This is a genomic window from Haloarcula sp. H-hyl6 (assembly GCF_056934455.1).
In genome coordinates this window covers 340,208-357,717 of the sequence record NZ_JBRIIK010000004.1, presented here as the reverse complement: position 1 = coordinate 357,717, position 17,510 = coordinate 340,208, and the positions used below count along the sequence as shown (strand labels likewise).

General features: G+C 54.5%; 18 protein-coding genes and 2 pseudogenes. 14 read left to right on the top strand and 6 right to left on the bottom strand.

Going from position 1 to position 17,510, the window contains the following annotated elements; genetic code table 11:
- Positions 1 to 18: 18 nt before the first annotated feature.
- From Hhyl6_RS22185 to Hhyl6_RS22170, 4 genes are read right to left on the bottom strand one after another with little or no spacing between them, the layout of a single operon-like run.
- Positions 19 to 675 (bottom strand): hypothetical protein, encoded by a 657-nt coding sequence (locus tag Hhyl6_RS22185; protein ID WP_483741411.1) that lies wholly within the window; start codon positions 673 to 675, stop codon positions 19 to 21.
- 50 nt (positions 676 to 725) lie between these two features.
- Positions 726 to 1,475 carry a hypothetical protein gene (locus Hhyl6_RS22180; protein WP_483741410.1) on the bottom strand — a complete coding sequence of 250 codons (750 nt, stop codon included), beginning with the start codon at positions 1,473 to 1,475 and terminating at the stop codon, positions 726 to 728.
- Between the two features lie 9 nt (positions 1,476 to 1,484).
- Positions 1,485 to 2,282, bottom strand: coding sequence for a DUF7847 domain-containing protein (locus Hhyl6_RS22175; RefSeq protein ID WP_483741409.1), 798 nt, complete (start codon positions 2,280 to 2,282; stop codon positions 1,485 to 1,487).
- Between the two features lie 57 nt (positions 2,283 to 2,339).
- Complete coding sequence (locus Hhyl6_RS22170) at positions 2,340 to 3,284, bottom strand: hypothetical protein (RefSeq protein ID WP_483741408.1); 945 nt, start codon at positions 3,282 to 3,284, stop codon at positions 2,340 to 2,342.
- Positions 3,285 to 3,567: 283 nt separating this feature from the next.
- Between Hhyl6_RS22170 and Hhyl6_RS22165 the strand changes: the two genes are divergently transcribed.
- The 5 genes and pseudogenes from Hhyl6_RS22165 to Hhyl6_RS22145 all read left to right on the top strand — a co-directional run.
- Positions 3,568 to 3,990: a DUF8025 family protein gene (locus tag Hhyl6_RS22165; RefSeq protein ID WP_483741407.1), complete on the top strand. Its 423-nt coding sequence runs from the start codon at positions 3,568 to 3,570 to the stop codon at positions 3,988 to 3,990.
- Positions 3,991 to 4,095: 105 nt separating this feature from the next.
- A complete protein-coding gene (locus Hhyl6_RS22160) occupies positions 4,096 to 4,491 on the top strand; it encodes a DUF7995 family protein (protein WP_483741406.1) in 396 nt (131 codons plus the stop codon).
- A pseudogene (locus Hhyl6_RS22155) lies at positions 4,488 to 5,246 on the top strand (transposase); the annotation flags it as partial. The gene Hhyl6_RS22160 and the pseudogene Hhyl6_RS22155, both read left to right, overlap by 4 nt.
- Positions 5,247 to 5,277: 31 nt before the next feature.
- Entirely contained in the window at positions 5,278 to 6,162 is an 885-nt protein-coding gene (locus Hhyl6_RS22150) for an IS1595 family transposase (protein WP_483738666.1), read from the top strand.
- Between the two features lie 19 nt (positions 6,163 to 6,181).
- A pseudogene (locus tag Hhyl6_RS22145) lies at positions 6,182 to 6,682 on the top strand (zinc ribbon domain-containing protein); the annotation flags it as partial.
- A gap of 238 nt (positions 6,683 to 6,920) precedes the next feature.
- Here the strand turns inward: Hhyl6_RS22145 and Hhyl6_RS22140 are convergent.
- Positions 6,921 to 7,883, bottom strand: a complete 963-nt coding sequence (locus tag Hhyl6_RS22140; RefSeq protein ID WP_483741405.1) for a hypothetical protein — start codon at positions 7,881 to 7,883, stop codon at positions 6,921 to 6,923.
- A gap of 271 nt (positions 7,884 to 8,154) precedes the next feature.
- Between Hhyl6_RS22140 and Hhyl6_RS22135 the strand changes: the two genes are divergently transcribed.
- The 3 genes from Hhyl6_RS22135 (at position 8,155) to Hhyl6_RS22125 (ending at position 11,300) form a co-directional block, all read left to right on the top strand.
- The gene (locus Hhyl6_RS22135) at positions 8,155 to 9,441 is read left to right on the top strand and encodes a hypothetical protein (protein WP_483741404.1); all 1,287 of its coding nucleotides are present in this window, start codon (positions 8,155 to 8,157) and stop codon (positions 9,439 to 9,441) included.
- Between the two features lie 270 nt (positions 9,442 to 9,711).
- A complete protein-coding gene (locus tag Hhyl6_RS22130) occupies positions 9,712 to 10,041 on the top strand; it encodes a DUF7995 family protein (protein ID WP_483741403.1) in 330 nt (109 codons plus the stop codon).
- Positions 10,038 to 11,300, top strand: a complete 1,263-nt coding sequence (locus tag Hhyl6_RS22125) for an RNA-guided endonuclease InsQ/TnpB family protein (RefSeq protein ID WP_483741402.1) — start codon at positions 10,038 to 10,040, stop codon at positions 11,298 to 11,300. Before Hhyl6_RS22130 ends, Hhyl6_RS22125 begins: the two co-directional genes overlap by 4 nt.
- A 693-nt stretch (positions 11,301 to 11,993) precedes the next feature.
- On the opposite strand, the gene Hhyl6_RS22120 is transcribed toward Hhyl6_RS22125, so the two are convergent.
- Positions 11,994 to 12,440, bottom strand: a complete 447-nt coding sequence (locus tag Hhyl6_RS22120) for a hypothetical protein (RefSeq protein WP_483741401.1) — start codon at positions 12,438 to 12,440, stop codon at positions 11,994 to 11,996.
- A 119-nt stretch (positions 12,441 to 12,559) separates the two neighbouring features.
- On the opposite strand from Hhyl6_RS22120, the gene Hhyl6_RS22115 reads away from it, so the two are divergent.
- The 6 genes from Hhyl6_RS22115 (at position 12,560) to Hhyl6_RS22090 (ending at position 17,504) form a co-directional block, all read left to right on the top strand.
- Positions 12,560 to 13,771 carry a chymotrypsin family serine protease gene (locus Hhyl6_RS22115; RefSeq protein ID WP_483741400.1) on the top strand — a complete coding sequence of 404 codons (1,212 nt, stop codon included), beginning with the start codon at positions 12,560 to 12,562 and terminating at the stop codon, positions 13,769 to 13,771.
- A 410-nt stretch (positions 13,772 to 14,181) separates the two neighbouring features.
- On the top strand, positions 14,182 to 14,673 hold the full coding sequence (locus Hhyl6_RS22110; protein WP_483741469.1) for a DUF7995 family protein: 492 nt from the start codon (positions 14,182 to 14,184) through the stop codon (positions 14,671 to 14,673).
- A gap of 2 nt (positions 14,674 to 14,675) precedes the next feature.
- Positions 14,676 to 15,041 (top strand): DUF7568 family protein, encoded by a 366-nt coding sequence (locus Hhyl6_RS22105; protein ID WP_483741399.1) that lies wholly within the window; start codon positions 14,676 to 14,678, stop codon positions 15,039 to 15,041.
- A 73-nt stretch (positions 15,042 to 15,114) separates the two neighbouring features.
- Positions 15,115 to 15,510, top strand: coding sequence for a DUF7567 family protein (locus Hhyl6_RS22100; protein ID WP_483741398.1), 396 nt, complete (start codon positions 15,115 to 15,117; stop codon positions 15,508 to 15,510).
- 97 nt (positions 15,511 to 15,607) lie between these two features.
- Positions 15,608 to 16,867: a homing endonuclease associated repeat-containing protein gene (locus Hhyl6_RS22095; RefSeq protein ID WP_483741397.1), complete on the top strand. Its 1,260-nt coding sequence runs from the start codon at positions 15,608 to 15,610 to the stop codon at positions 16,865 to 16,867.
- A gap of 61 nt (positions 16,868 to 16,928) precedes the next feature.
- Complete coding sequence (locus Hhyl6_RS22090) at positions 16,929 to 17,504, top strand: hypothetical protein (protein ID WP_483741396.1); 576 nt, start codon at positions 16,929 to 16,931, stop codon at positions 17,502 to 17,504.
- Positions 17,505 to 17,510: the final 6 nt, after the last annotated feature.

The window sequence follows — 17,510 nt, the reverse complement described above, 5'->3', positions numbered from 1 at the left end:
CGATCGATCTTCAACACGTCAGAACAGGAGTGAGGTCTCACGTTCGGCAACCGTATAGCCCTGTGCAGCGAGTGCGTCAGCCCGGTATCGTTCGGCGACGAACTGCTGTGGGAGCCGTCGAAGGCCGAACCGACGATCCGAGGTCCAGTCGACGTCGACGACTGTGTGGTCGTCGTCCTGTCTGATCGAGGCCGTGTACGTCCCCCACGGCCGACCGCCGGCGGTCACGAGCAGTTCGATATCACCATCTGGATCCCCATCGGGAGCGTTCGAGCGCGTCTCGACAGTCATCTCGGTAGAACGTAGGCCGAGTAGGTACGAGAACTCGTAGGTCGCGCCGTCATCGGTCGTGTGTACAGCGTCGGCGATCCCCCACTGAAAAGCGAGTGGGGGCGGGGTTGCCCCCGCAAAGTCGGCCCGGACTGTTTCGGGGTCGGCGTCTGTAATCAGTCGAGCGGTGCCGCTGGTCCGAAACACCGGAATACGGACCAGCGCGCCGAGAGCCAGCCCGACGAGAACTGCCTGTAGCAGTGAGAACAGGAGGAATGCAGTGCCGACGACGAGCCCCACAAGAAGCGCAACCACATAGCTGAGCGGCCGTTCGAGTCGCTGGTATCGCTGAGCGACATCGACCGCCTCTGAAGGTCGATCGACAGGATTCGTGGTGGAGGGCATCGATAGCATGTGGACGAACCGTCGGTGTAGATGTTCTGTTATCGAGTCGTTCAGAGTAAAACGAGCACGCGGCCGAGTGCGACGACGAACACACCGAGACAGACCCCGACGAGTGACGTCTTGGCCATCCGGACGAGCGTCTGGCTGGGCGGACGATCGGAGACGACGAGTGGGTCAATGCCGTCGCCAGTCTCGGTGACACGGCCAACGACAGTGACCTCATCGCCGGGCATCGCACGCTGTTCGCTGTAGCGGCGAGTCCCGAGCGAGAGACGCCTCGTGAGCGGTCGGACGAGCGATGGAGGGGATCGCCAGTACGTCGTCACTGGGACGGCGTCAGTGGTCCGCTCGAACCGTGCGATGCGCTCGGGGGGATCGTCGCTCGGCGGGACGGTCGCGACGATTTCGCGTTCGAGTGTCACGGTGCGTGCCGGCTCGACGATATCGACATCGGCTTCGGCTGTGCGCACACGGAACGCATCCGAACTCGCCAACTCGTGGATCGTCACGAACCAGGGGAGCAAGAACGGACTCAAGCGGCGTTCTTCGACGGCGTATCGGAGGGCAAGACAGTCGTTCCCGCTGAAGGGCGCGCTCAGGAGGTCGGCGTCGCCCTGCTGGGCCGTCCCGGAGACACGAACGAGCGCCCCAGGAGTCGTCTCACCGAGCATCGAGACGACCTCAGCCCGGTAGATGCTGGTAGCACGCCAGACGTACCGCCCACTGAACGCGAGGACGATCGTCCCGACGACGGCGAGGCCGACGCCGAACAGTTGACTTCCGGAGAGTCCGAAGACCATGCTGACTGATTACGTTGTGAGCTCTCGATAGAACGACACGGAGTACACTCCGAAGAAGCCACCGAACAGCGTCCCGACCACGAGGACGAGGAGGCCGACGACGGCCACGAGCGGGAGTGACAGCTCCGGGAGATGAAGCGCCGCTGCCGATTGCGGTGACAGCAACAGCGAGAGCACGCCGAACACACCACCGAACACCCCACCGAGGACTCCGACGAGGATCGAGTAGCCGAGCGTACTCACCAGGTGCTCACGAACGACCGACACGCTGCGTTTGAGCCCGTCGACCGCGCCCATATCTTCGAGCACGATCGCCTGGCCGTAGAATTGGACGAAAAAGAGCGCTAGGAGATACAGAAGGACGACGATGGCGACAACGATTCCGACGACGGCGAGAACAGCGATGCTGGCTGATTCGAGACCACCGCTTCCGATGACGAAGATGCCGCCGAATAGCGCGACGAAGAACGCGACCATCCCGAGCGCAAAGTTGACCGCCACCAGGGCGAGATACGCGACGAGGATGGAGACGTAGTTGGCTTTCCCGTCGTCGACGAATGTCTGCAGTGCTGTTCGTCCATCGAGGGCTTCGTCGGCCATCGCGATCAATCCACCTTGGAAGAATGGCATCACGACGAGGAATACGAGCGACACTCCGAGCGAGACGACGCTGCTGAGCAGTGGGTTGACAGCCTGCAAGGCTAACTGTGGGATTTGGAACAGCGATATCACGAGTATCGGGACGAGCACGACCGGATTTCGGCGGAGAGCACTCGGCGTCCGGCGGAGGGCATTCAGGACAGCCATATCGAAATTTCCATCGGGCGACGTGAAAAGCTGTTCCCTATCAGACAGCTCGCCACGCTACGACGTGGGGGGATTGACGTACAGCGCGTAGCGATAGAACTTCTCGTCGTACCAGAGTAGCTTCCCGTTCACCGCCGTGTCGACGGCACCGAGACCGAGGGCTTCGAGCACCGTATCGAACGATTCCGAGAGCGGGGCCGTCTCCGTGTACGTCTCCCGTGCGATTGCCTGGTCGAGCATTTCCTGTGCCCCTGTCGGAAGCGTCGCTGGCGTGAGTTCGGTGTGGATCCGCGAGCCGAAAACGACCTCGCGGAACTGGGCACGCGAGTCAGCGACCTCGATGGCCAGTGCGGTGTACGCCGTCTCGACGATCTGCTCACGGCTCACATGGACGCGGTACGCCCACGTCCCGCTCTCGGTCATCGTCACGACTCGGTCGTCGAGGTCACCGGTTGCGAGTCGACTCTCAAGCTCTGCGAGACGGCGCAGGACGTAAGCATCACCACGGAGCAACTCAGCACTACCCGTCTGCCCGTCTGTCTGATTGTAGCTGTGGAGGATTTTGAGCGGCCGCGCACTCGGCTGTTCGAGCGTGTCGATCAACACAGCGTCGTCGGGCACTTGCTCTTTGGGGACTGGGTCGATACGGACCAGCTGGCGTTCCATCTGTGTGCGTCCGGTGACGACGTGTTTCGTCTGGTAGTACGAGTCCTCGTGTGTCACGTAGGCGTCGCTCGGGAGCGGTTTGTACCCATACGTCGTGTGTCGTCCATCCGGGAGAATGCTGTCGAGTGCAGTCCGTGCGGGCGTCCCGAACAGCGCCTCGTCATCGGGCTTGTAGAGGGCGTGTTCAACTGGAGAGACGTCGATTGAATCGACGTGTAGACTGTACTCGGAGGGCGTCTCATTCGAACCGAGGAGATTGCCCGTTGTGCAGCCGGAGAGCGCTGTCAGCGTCGCTGCCCCGCCAATTTGGAGGATACGTCGGCGAGTAGGGACCATGCCGGTTGGTGAATCCGCACTCATTTGGAGGTGTTGACTGGTGTCCCTTCAACGGTGGTCTCCGCTGTCGGCCGCATGGGATCGAGCCCTTGCAATCAGCATCGCCGTCGACATTCATCTGGTACGGCGCTGTCATCGTGTTTGGCGTCGTCCTCTGGTAGTTCAAACACCGGCGAAAGAGTCCAGAATACCAGTAAGTGAGAGGTGGATTACGTTCCGAACTGCAGTAGCTGTTTTTCGGGGGCAGAAAGGACTGCGCCCCCTCGCGGGGCGTCGTGAAACCATGACCGAGCAACCTACTGACAACCCATTCGACGATTGTGAACGAGGTCCCGAGGCGATCCTCGGAACACACACCTTCGAAAACGCCCTGTTCACCAACGAAACCGAAACCCCGGTGAACGTGCTCACCGGCAAGACACCGGCACATTCGCAAGCAACCGTCGAGGAAGCGAAGGAGTTCGCTGCGAGTATCGACACGGGGACGCCTCAGATCGCCCTTCCGGCTTCTGTCGAGTCGCAGGTCGAAACACAGAGCAAGCCCTACACGGCAGCCGCATTCTTCCACTTCAAGGCGACAGGCTCGCTCGAACGGCACCGCGCCTACCACGCAGCCCACAACTCGGACGCGTTCGCCGTCGATTTCGAGGCCGACTACGAATCGGGCGACCTGACCCTCACTGTCGAACGAGCGGACGACGCCTGAGAATCCGCCGTCACGAGGAGCGTTTTTTCGAGCGCCGGCGATGGGTGCCGGCGCAGCTGGAGCGAGCAACGATTCCCGGTGCGTCGGCGTTTCGAGGTGTTCGAGATGCATATGGTGATTTACGCACTGGTAGAGGCATCGACGCACGACGACGCGCTGGCCACCGGAAAGGCGGTGTTCGACCGCCTGGTCGGCGCGGACCCACACGCCGGCGCCGTCTTCGATCGAAGTCACCGTAACTCTCAGAGCCGGACGGCGTCGCCAACATCAAATACGAAACCGGGGATACCCGGGAGCGCATCGATGGGCGATAACGATCTCAAAGCCGCCGAGGACGCCCGTGAGGGACTTCAGAGTCTGCTGGTCGAACAAGCACAGGCAGGCGTTCCAGAGCAAGTCCTCGTCGGGCTTCTCCGTGAACAGGCCGCCGAGATCGAACGGTTCGGCTACATCCCGCGCCGGTGGGAGCAACCCGACCAGCAGGAAGTAAGCAAGCGATGAAACGGACCAATACTTTCGAGGTACGTCCCCTCTCCGAGTCGGATGAGGCCCTGTTACAGGAGGTTATGGACGCGACGGCGAGCTTCTGGAACGAGCTGACCTATGCCCGCCGCCAGCGGTTCTTCGATGACGAGAACATCTGGGAGACCGATGAGTTTCGCGGACAGTACAAAGGCCAACTCGGCGCTGCCGGTGTCCAGACGGTGACACGAAAGAACAACGCCGCCTGGAAGTCGTTTTTCGCGCTGTTGGAAAACGGTGAAGACGCGTCCCCACCGGGCTACTGGGGGAATCAAGAGGACGGGCGAGATCTCCGGCTGTTCGTTCGGAACGATTCATACGAGATCGAGTGGGGCGACTACTCCCGGGTCGAAATTCCGGTCGGCCAGGATCTTAAAGAGAAGTATGGACTGGGGTACTACGAACGGCTCCGGCTGGAGGTTCGTGGCGATCCGAAGTGGTCCGGCGAACAGGGCCGACTGGAAATTCAATACGACGAGGTTGAAGACACCTATCGGGCATATCAACCAGTCTCAGTCGACGACTCAGAACTGGATTCACCACTGGCTTCGGAAGAAGCCGCCCTCGATCTGGGTGCCAACAACCTCGTTGCCTGTATGACCACGACAGGGGAACAGTACCTCTACGACGGTGAGGAGCTGTTCGAACAGTTCCGATCAACAACCGAAGAGATTGCACGTTCGCTCTTGGGAAGTAGATTGTTGATAGCGAGAGCTGCGGCTAAAAGTCGAAGAGGGCAAGGGCACCGCGCCAGCGGTGCCCGATATGTTCCCAATGAGCCGATTCGTGTCGGAATCGGCTGCAGCGGACCTGCTGGAACAGGTTCGCTGGCGTGATGGCGTCGAATGCCCCCGCTGCCGTTCTGACCTGACGGTCAGAAACGGCAGCTATCGGGTGTATCAGCGGTATTTGTGTAAGAATTGCGGTCGGACGTTCAACGACAAAACCGACACGATCTTCGCTCACTCGAAGATGAAGCTCAAAGAGTGGTACTTCACGATCTACGTGTTCTTACGGTTTAACACGAGCATTCGACAGATTGAGGCGGAACTCAATCGTTCGTACAGAACGGTGAGACGGCGCGTCGAGCGCTTCGCCAGAGCGCTCGACGCGCCTTCGATCACGCTGTCTGGACCGGTCGAAATCGACGAGGTGTACGTCTCTGCTGGCCTCAAAGGCCGCGAGCGCGACCAGGAGTCGCGCTCGCGTGGCCTGTCCACGCGTGGACGAGGATCGTACGACGGTGACAAACCGCCGGTGTTCACGCTGGTCGACCGTGGCTCGGACGATCGGTACGTCGTGCCAGCGAAATCCGCCGACGAATCGACCATCCGACTCCTGCTCGCCGACCACGAGCAGGAGTCGCTGACCGTCTATACCGATGGATTTCGGGCCTATGATCCGTTAGAGGACGACGACGGGTTCAACCGCAAATACGTCGTCCACGGCGACGGAGAATACGCTGACGGCGATATCCACGTCAACACCTGCGAGAGCCACGCGTCGCTGACGCGACGGTGGCTCTCGCCCCACCGAGGAGTCTCAAAAGACAAGCTAACGCCGTATCTCAGAACGCTTCAGCTCCGTCGCGAACTCTACAGAAAACCAGGTGACGAAGCACTCAAACATGCTCTCGACGCCGTTCTCTGAAATCAACAACGTGCTTCACAAGAGCGTTGCACGTTTATCGTCCAAGCTGCCACCAGAGCGAGACACGAGCCAGCGAATCCGCCGGCTCTACCGCAAACGCTCCCGCCGGCGGACCCATGCCCAGAAGGCCCTCATCCGTGACCTCGTTGAACGATTGCACGACGAGGGGATCGCAACGGTGTACATCGGCGACCTCACCGGGGTCATCGAAATCCAACCGTCCGCTGAAATCAACGAGAAGCTGGAGAACTTTTGGGCGTTCAAGCAGTTCGTTGATCAGCTGCGGTCCGTCTGTGAGGAGTATGGCATCGAGGTAGCGGAGAAGAGCGAGGCATGGACGAGCCAGACGTGTCCGGAGTGTGGGGAGCAAGCCGAGACAGTTCAGCATCGAGAGACCCTGACCTGCCCCTGCGGGTTCGAGGGACACGCCGATCTCACAGCCGCAGAGACGTTCCTCCGGCGGAACACTGAGCAGCAAGTCAGGCCGATGGCGCGGCCCGTGCGGTTCCAGTGGGACGATCAATAAGTGATGTTCGACCACCGACGCCCCCGTGTTCGGGCCAAATCCCAACGAACAGCGCACAAACTCGTGAGTCACTCCCGTGGACCATCGTCCGGCGTGGAGGAGCCTCGCCCCGAGGTGGACGTCGATACGCTGTTTCGGTGAGATTATGATTAAGAATATACTTAACAAGTATCGATACTACTATCCAATTCTATCAGTCAGAACATTATTCAGATTTTAGATTCTAAATTAACTATATTGGGGAATTAAATTCTTGTTCGTCTAAGGACAAGTCAGTAAAGTATGTTTGACCATTATATTGGACAAGGTACAACCCTTCAGCACCAGAGGGGGGATCACCGCCGGTAGGATCAAACCCTTTGTCCTTGTGTTGTCGAAAGCGTCTAACAAGACGCCTCAAAGAAGCTGTTGGAGTCGCTGCAGGTTCCTCTTCTGGTGGTGCAACGCGATAACCCTTATAAGGACCATCACTAGAGATTGCTTGCTGAATTATTTGTTTTTCAGCACTGGTTAGTCCACTAAGTTCAAATTGATGGTTCTGACGGAATTTCTTTCCAAACATTTCAACATTACTGACTCGATTTGTTTTGTAATGGTACTCTGATTGAGTCGTGACGGCTTCACTCTCACGGACCGTAAATCGAGCCTGCTGACCGGAATCCCACATAATAACTGGATTCCGTGGGGTAGGAACCAATTCCGATTGATTTTTTTCTTTTGGGGAGTACGTAAGATAAGTTCCAGTCCCAATCATTTCTTGATCAACTTTGGCTCGGTCAACGGTCGGTAATTCTCTGAATGGGACCACCTCGGGATCAGCGACAACATCCTCAGGGGAATTTAATGTCACATGATATCGAATCGCTGATTGCCGTTCTGTACTCCTGATGGATATATTATAGACTGTACTATTGGAGAGTAAACGATCAATATCCTCAAATGGAGGTTCTGACGCTCGGACAGTTACCGAGCCGTTTCTAACGAGACGTCTAGCAAGACGCTGTCTATTTGACTGGACATCATCGAGATCAGGAACAATTTTTTTAGCGATTTCGGTATCAGTACAAGAATCCATCGTCAGAATTGCTGTTGCAGTTTTGCCACCCGCAGCTCCGTCTCCACCCTGTTGCCGTGTACATCCTGTCACTCCTACCAGACCCGTTACGACACTTATTAAATAATGACGACGGTTCATTATTTACCGCTGATATTGCTTGGCGGTAAGTAAGTAATCTTGGTATGCTCAAAGAACTCTCTTTGTGTCAGTTATATACTCCAATATATCCAAACTGACTTTTCATCGTTAATAAATTAAATGGAATTAATCAATAACGTATGAATTATTCAAATTTATTGTATTAATGCCCAATATGTATTTGAGAAACAGTATTTTCCCAAAATCATCCTAATGAATGTAGTTAAATATTGTCAATTTTGCCAGCTATTCTATTCGCCATTAAATATAAGTGATTATCAATATCAATAGCGAATGTGGTAAAATGACAAATAGAATGAATCAAGACGGTTATCAAAACGAACTAAGTAAGAAAGTTAACGAGTGCGGAGGATGTATGGAGACACTCAGAACAACCCAAAATATTCGCTCCAAAAATCGGGATGACAATTACAAAAGTGAAAAATCAGACAGTCGTCGTTCAATCCTACAAAAACTGGGAACTGGAATTACAGGGTTAGGATTAGTTAATTTTACCGGACTTGCGAGGGGTCAAGGTACAACTAAAATTGCCTATGCTAAACGCGGTAACAAAGTTATTGAATGGAAAGAAGTGCCGACAGAATGGTATAATCACAATCAAAGAGCGAATCGGATTAAAGATCAACTGAGCGATCGATTTATGACGCAACGGGGAGTCAAAACTATAGGCAAAGTGACTTCTGATGAATCATATGGAGGGAAGCAAGGATTCCAAATACGCATAGAGGTGCATCCTGAACAGTTTAATGGTGTTTTGCCGAACGCGGTGGAAGGAATTCCAGTAACTGTTAAAGAAACGAAAGAGCCCCCAAAGAAGGGAAGTTGTGGCCATAAGACAAGTAATAACCCAGATAATATCGCATCAGGAACAACCGTAGAAATTGATAATAATTGTGGAACCTCATACGGGACCCTAGGAGCACCAGTGGAGTACAATAATGTGACGGGGATGATAACAGCTGCTCATTTATGGGGTGATTGCCCAGACGGGATTGGAGGTGAGCCAGCTTATCATAATTCGGATTATATGGGTGAAATACACCAGTGGAATAAGGATGAAGACTGGGTTATAATAGAAGAAAATTCAGTTGGAAATACTATAAGTGGAGATATTTGGGAAGGGAATCGAAGAATACCTATTAATGGATATGTGACAAGTGATGGTATTGACGATCTCAATTCTTCAAACGCTACCATTTATAAATCAGGGGTGACTAGTGGTAAAGAAAATGGATTCGTAAGCGGTAATCGAATTAGTAGCGGTTGGGATTGTGTTGATTTTAATGGCTGGGGAGTTGAATGTGAGATTCCTTTCGCCGATGGTGATTCGGGCGGCCCCGTCTACGAGGTACGGTATTTTGATAACGATCCGTATGCCTATATGATTACAATATCACAGCATCAACCTCCAATCTATACAGGCTCTATAAACTGTCATCCAACTTGCGACAATGGTGAACGAAGTGTATATGATACTCTGAGAGGGACAGGTTTCTACCACATTACGAATGTTCACCCGGTTGACCTAAATATCTGACAGTTACTAGATTCAAATGCTATTTTCTTAATATATCGTGTATTCAGCAATTAAAATTGCAAGCACAGAATAGTATCTCAATAAAGGATAATTTCCAGACCACTATCTACTTTCATAATTATCTATGTGCGCAACGAGGAAGTAGCCTGTCCCGGAGCTAGTTGTTAAATATGATGAAAATCGGCGTTTTGAGCTGTTCGAAATGAATATCGTCATCTCCGTTCTCACAGAGGCATCAATAGAAACAAAGCATTAGCCACCGGAAAGACAGTGTTCGACCGCCTGGTCGGCGCGGACCCCCACGCCGGCGCCGTCTTCGACTACTACGTCACCGTAACTCTCAGAGCCGGACGGCGTCGCCAACATTCAAATACGAAACCGAGGATACTCGGGAGCGCATCGATGGACGATAGCGATCCAGTGGAGATCGGGGACGCCCGTGATGCGCTCCGGAGGCTGTTGGCCGAACAGGCTCAGGTAGGTGTCCCGGAGCAAGTCCTCGTCGGGCTCCTCCGTGAACAGGCCGCCGAGATCGAGCGGTACGGCTACATTCCACGTCGGTGGGCACAGCTTGACCAGCAGGAGGTGAGCCAACGATGAAGCGGACCAACACCTTCGAAGTGCGGCCCCGCTCGGAAGCGGATGAGGCCCTGTTACAGGAGGTTATGGACGCGACGGCGAGCTTCTGGAACGAGCTGACCTATGCCCGCCGCCAGCGGTTCTTCGACGACGAAAGCATCTGGGAGACAGATGAGTTTCGTGGCCAATACAAAGGCCAGCTCGGCGCGGCCGGCGTCCAGACGGTGACACGGAAGAACAACGCCGCCTGGAAGTCGTTTTTCGCGCTGTTGGAAAGCGGTGAGGACGCGTCCCCGCCCGGCTACTGGGGAAACGCAGACGACGGGCGTGACCTCCGGCTGTTCGTTCGAAACGACTCATACGAAATCCAGTGGGGCGATTACTCGCGAGTCGAAGTCCCCGTCGGCCAGGATCTCAAAGACGAGTACGACATGGGGTATTTCGAGCGGCTTCGATTGGAGGTCCGTGGCGATCCGAAGTGGTACGGGAAACAGGGGGAATTGGAGATCCAGTATGACGAGGTCGAAGACACCTATCGGGCATATCAACCAGTCTCAGTCGACGACTCAGAACTGGATTCACCACTGGCTTCGGAAGAAGCCGCCCTCGATCTGGGTGCCAACAACCTCGTTGCCTGTACGACCACTACTGGTGAGCAATACCTCTACGACGGTAAGGAGCTGTTCGAACAGTTCCGATCGACGACCGAAGAGATCGCGCGCCTTTCAGCCAAGCTGCCGCCAGAGCGGGACACGAGCCAGCGAATCCGCCGGCTCTACCGCAAACGCTCCCGACGACGGACCCACGCCCAGAAGGCCCTCATCCGTGACCTCGTCGAACGGTTGCACGACGAAGGGGTCGCAACGGTGTACATCGGCGACCTCACCGGCGTCATCAAAATCCAACCGTCCCCTGAAATCAACGAGAAGCTGAACCAATTCTGGGCGTTCAAGCAGTTCATCGATCAGCTTCGGTCCGTCTGTGAGGAGTATGGGATCGAGGTAGTGGAGAAGAGTGAGGCATGGACGAGTCAGACGTGTCCGGAGTGCGGAGAGCAGGACGAGACGGTTCGACATCGAGAGACCCTGACCTGCCCCTGCGGGTTCGAGGGACACGCTGATCTCACAGCCGCAGAGACGTTCCTCCGGCGGAACACCGAGCAGCAAGTCAGGCCGATGGCGCGGCCCGTGCGGTTCCAGTGGGACAATCATGAATGGCGTTCAACCACAGACGCCCCTGAGTTCGAGACAAATCCCAACGAACAGCGCACAAACCTGTAAGTCACTCCCGTGGACCAGCGTCCAACGTGGAGGAGCCTCACACCGAGGTGGACGTCAATACGTTTCGTTTGACGAGGACCGGATTCTGATGTCCTTGATTTTCTATTGAATTAGGATAGCCAATAGGATTATTTTTAACATATTTCATAAATTATACGTACATTATATAGGCTATTGACCACTCCCATTCAACCACATTTTGGGACCACTATCACACCACCATATCGGCCACGCATCAGAGTTTATTCACCCGCTACTACCGTCTGTTACGGTAGTTTCATATGCGCCACCCTATAGCAGGACCCAATGTACGCGGGCCACGATCGGTCGCTGCGCCTGAAAATTTACAGCGTTTGTTTACCGATCCTCGCCACCGGCGATTCCTCGGCGGCTCTCCCGTAACGGCCCCATTTTATGCCTGTAGCGAACCGCTCACCGACTATGTAGCTTCCCGAGACACACCGTGACCTTCCATAATCAGATCGCAACGTAGTCGGTCTATCAGATCCCGCACTTGCTACGAAAGCGAGAGCATCACTCAATCGAACGACCCGTCCATTCGCTTGACGTGACTGTCCAGTTTCTAGGCCCCGGATCGTCTACGTCGAATTGGGCAAGCGTGTGGTCTACGATGCACAATACGTCCTCTCTGCTACACATTCGAATTTCTCTACAGCCCAGAATAAGGAAGGATTATACATATTCAACAAGTCTGATGCGAAATTTCTTTTTCTGGTATGTTACATATAGACCGAATGGGTCATTTTTATATACATATTCATATGGATAGACATCAGTCATACTTTCGTACTCTGACTCCGTCAAATAAATTTCAGTTTCGTTTTGGTAAAGAGATTCTCTAATAGCCTGTTGAATTTTAGAAATATTCCTTATTGAGGTGTTATTAAATGTTATTACCGTTGCATTATCTGGAATATGGTCAACCTTCATAACTTCAATATATCCACCGATCTCCTCAGTTGGTGTATTACTTTCATTAGTCTCTATTGCTGTAGGCTGGTCATCTACAGTAGTCTCAGGCGTTTCCGAAACGGTATTCTTAGAGCTGTCTATGATTTCAGGACCAGAGCAACCCGAAAGAATCATAATTACCAGAAGTAATGCCGATATTCGCCTCATTATGTGAAATCTTCCATCCCACAGAGTTTATGTCTTTCGGTAATCATAAATTAATAAATATGTAGATACCCATTCAAATCTAGAAAACATTATTAGCCATCAGTTTTAATGACAACTTAATGTCTAGATACGACATTAGAAGCCTGGAAAAGATGGACCGGCGAGAGTTCACGAAAAGACTGTCTGAGCTTGGTGTGTCATTAGGGGCAATAACATCACTATCAGCTGAATCACTGGCTCAGGTAACAGATAGTGTAAGAGATGAAGTCCCTCGAATCGGTGCTTACTCGCATACTAATCACGAAGCAGTGGAAAATGGTACTGAGCCCCCACAGCGGGAGGAGCTAATGTATACGATTCCACGTGATCAGTGGATCTGGACAGTAGCGACACAACGTGCGTCTCACCAACTGGCTTCGAGATATAATTACAACAATGTCACTGTATCATATTTCAACTCAGGCAATTCTCCACAGGACCTCAAGGCCAGGGTGAAATTTTGGACAGACCGTGAACAAGATATAAGTTTCCGAAGCCTAACCGCCAAAATACCAGACAAACTAACTACGACTGTAGAATTTGGAAACGAGTCTGCAGAACGAACGATCCCAGTGGAGGCCCAACGGGTAGAACGAAATTTACTATGTGGGAGTGTTGATTCATATTTTGATGATACTTATCGTCCGATTCCAGCTGGTATTGAAATGAGCAATTCTGTTAGTACATCTTCAGACGGGTACACAGGGGGGCCTATTGCATACTATTCTAATATGGGTAGATATTGTAGTGTTACTGCTGCACATGCGATTGGTCGAACAAATCAGGATTCGGTCTACCAAAACAGTTGCTCGTCTGATAATGATGTAGGTCCAGCCGTAGATTGGCTTCAGAATGGACAAGACTATGGAGACGGTGATGCTGCTGTGGTTGCTTTCTATGGACCAGATCACACCTACGATATCGCTGCTGATAGTGGGGGGACAGAGGGATGGCCTATTTTCGGGATCAAGTCTCATGATGCCATCCAAGATCTGGTAGCCGATGGAAATAGCATCTACAGTCAGGGCAGGAGAACCGGTCGTCATTACGATACTATAAATGAATTACAAGATGGGAACCAGAAGCACGAATTTTGGACTGACTGCACTGCGAATGGTGGTGATTCTGGAGGACTATTCTTCACTAGAGAATATGACAGCTCTTCCCAACTAGTAACTTATATAGTCGGAGGTTTAGCTTATAGTGCCGATACTGACGGTGATGATGTTGGTGAAAAGAGTGGCGGTAACCCAATGTATTATATCGAGGATCATCTTGGGGTTACTGTCTGAACAATCATCGTGAATAACAACTCCGATTATACATCGGCAATCGTCAGGTTCTTTGTCCGATCTATTACGAGCGTATTGTCACTACATCGTACGGTTTTCCACAGCTCCTAAGTCCTACTGGCTGGCGTCCAGATCGTGGTTGGGAGAATTGTTCTAGAACTCTCCGGCCAAGCGGTTGTCTTGAACGGTTTTGGTGCGTTGACCTGCAGCCGAGAAACCTCAAGCTTGTCCTCAGATTGGGTTCGTCTGGGTAGTGAACTGTGGGCGAAGGAACGTACTGTTCCTCGACTGTACTGAACGAATCTATCCTACTGAGTAAGGGTTGTTATAGAGGGGGGCGAATACTTATATGTTTTGGTAGTTGTCTACTCGCGTCGGTGACCATACCGACGGGCGCTGGAGTGGTTCAGATGCATATGGTCATCTACGCGCTCGTCGAGGCATCGACAGAGAACGAAGCATTGACTGCGGGGAAAACAGTGTTCAATCGATTGGTTGGCGCTGAGCCGCATTCCTGCGCAGTATTCGACTATTTTGTGACCTTCGACGAGGAGGACACGTCCGTTGCGGGGAAGGCGCGATGGGGAGAGTTGCCGACTGCAGCCCCGGTCGACTCCGACGACGGCCAGGATCTCCTCGAGCGTGGCTGGGAGGCGACGAAGGAAGAGTTCGAGCGCAACCTTGAGCGGGTGAAGGAAGCCATCGACGAACTCTCCGACGAGGAGATCATGCGCGACGAGGACCTCGCGCGGCACGCCTTCCACCAGGTCGGTGCGTACGACGGCCCGACGATCTTCCTGTACACCGAACACGGAACCGGCATTCGCCACCGTGGACAGCTGGACCGACTCCTCGAGGAGAGTGAAGAGCTCTGGATCGTGCCCGCTGACGTCCACTTCTAAGAATGTCCCGCATCACCAACTGGCGACGCGAGAGCCGCTCGCCGACACTCGCGTATCGGAACACCGAGATCGGTGCGCGAGCCGTGCTGCATCGTGCGCCAGATTCGTATCGGTACAAATGGCGTGGCGCGATCCTCGTCGACGGCTACCCGGTGTGGTCGCGGGGGTACGAGACGAAAGACGCGACGGCGTTCCGTGACGAGCTCCGGGAGCGGTCCGCCCCGGCCCTCCGCTGTCCGGAGTGTCCGAACGAGGACGTTCGTGTCGGCGAGAAAGCGGCAGACGGGGCGAACGTCCAGCGGTGGTACGACTGCCCCGACTGTGGGTACGAAGCCCCCTCACGCATCATCTACGGCGTCGAACGGTGAGTGAATGACCGCTGGGTGCTGTTTTTCGGCCGGGCACGAGGTGATGGCCCGGGACAACCGGGTTAGTCAACCAATGAGTCTCGAAGTACTTGACCGACACAGTGAGGCCCTGTTCGAGTTCCTCTGGTGCCCCGTCTGCGGGCAGGAGGTCTTCACTCACATTCCCTTCGAGGGGGTGTTCTGCAAGAACTGCAACACCCAGGTCGAGCTCCAAGAGTCTCGAGAGACACGCGGCTACGAGGAGGCTGTGCTCGCCTGCTTCGATACAAGCACGACCTGGAACCTCCACGTCGACGAGAAGCTACGTCGCGACCTGCCTGATGGGTCGGCCCGCGTGAAAATCCTCGGCGCACCAGGCGCCTACAAGGTCGACTGGTGGAGTCCAGAGCCCGGTGAGGACTGGGAGCCTGTGGAGCGTGGAGAGTTCGACGATGTCGAGGAGCCAGACGAGGTATCGCATCTCGCATAGTGGCGCTGGAGTATCCCTAACTGCGTGATGTCGTTTCTGCGCCGACGAGGGGTGTCGGCGATGTAGTTCTGGTCCTGAATTTCATATACCAAGATGGATGAATCCGTCCGCAACTGGCGAAGCCACCGGTGAGAACATGAGTCCTAATCGTATTCCTCCTGAGAAACTCGTAGAGGAACTACAATCTATAGCGGATCAACTTGGTCGGACTCCCTCGTCTCGTGAAATAGACGAATTGAGCTCCTATTCAAGGACGACGTATCAAGACCGGTTCGGAAGCTGGAACGACGCAGTAGAGGAAGCAGGGCTGGAACCGGGGCACAGTAGCACAGCGAATATCGAAGACCGAGATTTACTGGAGGAACTTGATCGACTAGCCGTTAACCTCGATCGGACACCGCGACAGCGGGATATGGAACGGCACGGGAAGTACAGCGTAACGACGTATCAGAATCGGTTCGGTAGCTGGAACGACGCTCTCCGAAAAGCGGGTCATCAGCCTGCAAAGCAGTGGAAAGTGGACCGTGAAGACCTCCTTGCCGAGCTACGGCGTCTGGGAAGCCGACTTGATTCGTCGCCTACGGCTGCCGAAATGGATGAAGAAGGGAAGTTCAGTAGCTGGGTGTACCTATCGGAGTTCGGCAGCTGGAACGATGCGCTGGAAGCCGCAGGATATGACCGAAACCAGCCGGATGCGCTGTCTCGGGCCGAGCTTCAGATGGAACTCAAACGGCTTAGGGATGAGCTGGAGCGAACCCCTCGCAAGCGGGATATGATTAAGCATGGGAAGTACAGTCCCGAACCCTATATGCGGAGGTTTGGGTCATGGAATGCAGCGCTTCAATCGATTGGAGCCCCCCTAAACCAACCAGACCCCCTCACCGAGGAGGAGGCCTGTAAGGAGCTACGGACCCTCTACAAACGGTTGGGACGTCCACCCACGACAACAGATGTTCGGAAACATGGCTCCTGTTCTCCTGTTCCAATCCGGCGGATCTTCTCATCGTGGGAAGCAGCACTCCGGGTGACTGAGCAACAAATACTGGAGGAGTACCTCCTGCGAAAGACCCTCCGTCCCACGCAACGGTTCGGAGAGAATTGGCACATCAAGCGGGAAGAGATCATTCGCCGGGACGACGAACAGTGCGTTTGGTGTGGGATGACTCGCGAACGGCATCAAGACGAATACGGGATGGATCTTCATGTCCATCATCGAATCCCGCGATCAGAGTTCGTTGGAGCTTCCGACCAAGATATCGAGGATGCTGATGTGCAGCAGAACTTACTGACGGTCTGTGCGGGCTGTCACAGACAACTCGAACAGCTCCCGATCCAACCACTTCCACCGCCCGAGTGAGCGGTGGGAGTTGTTTTTGCGCCGGTGAGGGGCGCCGGCGCACTCGTGCCGGTAGTGATCGATGTCAACACGAAGTCAGCTCCGATTCGTCCAGCGAATCGAACAGCCCAGTGAAACGGATGGCGACGCCGAGCGCGTCGCACAGGTGTACCGGCATTCAGACGGGTACCCAAGTAGCGTTCTGCGGGACCTCTCCCAGCTAAAGGAACTTCTCGATGCGACTCGCGCCGAGCGCGGACCGGGGTACACAGCCGCGACATTCGTGTTCCTCGACAAGCTCTCGACGATCGACCTGTATCTGGATGGTGACCCAGACCGAACGATCCCCGCTGACCAACCCTCGGATCTCCTTGATCCGTCCAATATGGAGCATCTGGATCAGCCGATGTTCCTGCTGGGGCACGGCGTCGAAAAACCGGCAAACGGCATCCACGGCGACGAAGAGTACCTCTACGTCGTCGAACTCCCGATCCGGAACCCGTTCGAGGACCCCTCCGAGTGGACCGTCAAGGTGAGTGGTCACTCTGCGTTCCCGCGCTGGGATGGACCGGCCGACAAGGCCTTCGAGCGGGCTAGCTGGCAGTTCCACGGCCCGCTTGAGCAGGCGCTCGAAGAGATCGTCGCTGAGCCGGCGTGAACGCTT

Coding starts and splice junctions, on each gene's coding strand:
- Hhyl6_RS22185 (WP_483741411.1), bottom strand. CDS start 675: ATGCCCTCCACCACGAATCCTGTCGATCGACCTTCAGAGGCGGTCGAT.
- Hhyl6_RS22180 (WP_483741410.1), bottom strand. CDS start 1,475: ATGGTCTTCGGACTCTCCGGAAGTCAACTGTTCGGCGTCGGCCTCGCC.
- Hhyl6_RS22175 (WP_483741409.1), bottom strand. CDS start 2,282: ATGGCTGTCCTGAATGCCCTCCGCCGGACGCCGAGTGCTCTCCGCCGA.
- Hhyl6_RS22170 (WP_483741408.1), bottom strand. CDS start 3,284: ATGGTCCCTACTCGCCGACGTATCCTCCAAATTGGCGGGGCAGCGACG.
- Hhyl6_RS22165 (WP_483741407.1), top strand. CDS start 3,568: ATGACCGAGCAACCTACTGACAACCCATTCGACGATTGTGAACGAGGT.
- Hhyl6_RS22160 (WP_483741406.1), top strand. CDS start 4,096: ATGCATATGGTGATTTACGCACTGGTAGAGGCATCGACGCACGACGAC.
- Hhyl6_RS22150 (WP_483738666.1), top strand. CDS start 5,278: ATGTTCCCAATGAGCCGATTCGTGTCGGAATCGGCTGCAGCGGACCTG.
- Hhyl6_RS22140 (WP_483741405.1), bottom strand. CDS start 7,883: ATGAACCGTCGTCATTATTTAATAAGTGTCGTAACGGGTCTGGTAGGA.
- Hhyl6_RS22125 (WP_483741402.1), top strand. CDS start 10,038: ATGAAGCGGACCAACACCTTCGAAGTGCGGCCCCGCTCGGAAGCGGAT.
- Hhyl6_RS22120 (WP_483741401.1), bottom strand. CDS start 12,440: ATGAGGCGAATATCGGCATTACTTCTGGTAATTATGATTCTTTCGGGT.
- Hhyl6_RS22115 (WP_483741400.1), top strand. CDS start 12,560: ATGTCTAGATACGACATTAGAAGCCTGGAAAAGATGGACCGGCGAGAG.
- Hhyl6_RS22110 (WP_483741469.1), top strand. CDS start 14,182: ATGCATATGGTCATCTACGCGCTCGTCGAGGCATCGACAGAGAACGAA.
- Hhyl6_RS22105 (WP_483741399.1), top strand. CDS start 14,676: ATGTCCCGCATCACCAACTGGCGACGCGAGAGCCGCTCGCCGACACTC.
- Hhyl6_RS22100 (WP_483741398.1), top strand. CDS start 15,115: ATGAGTCTCGAAGTACTTGACCGACACAGTGAGGCCCTGTTCGAGTTC.
- Hhyl6_RS22095 (WP_483741397.1), top strand. CDS start 15,608: ATGAATCCGTCCGCAACTGGCGAAGCCACCGGTGAGAACATGAGTCCT.
- Hhyl6_RS22090 (WP_483741396.1), top strand. CDS start 16,929: ATGTCAACACGAAGTCAGCTCCGATTCGTCCAGCGAATCGAACAGCCC.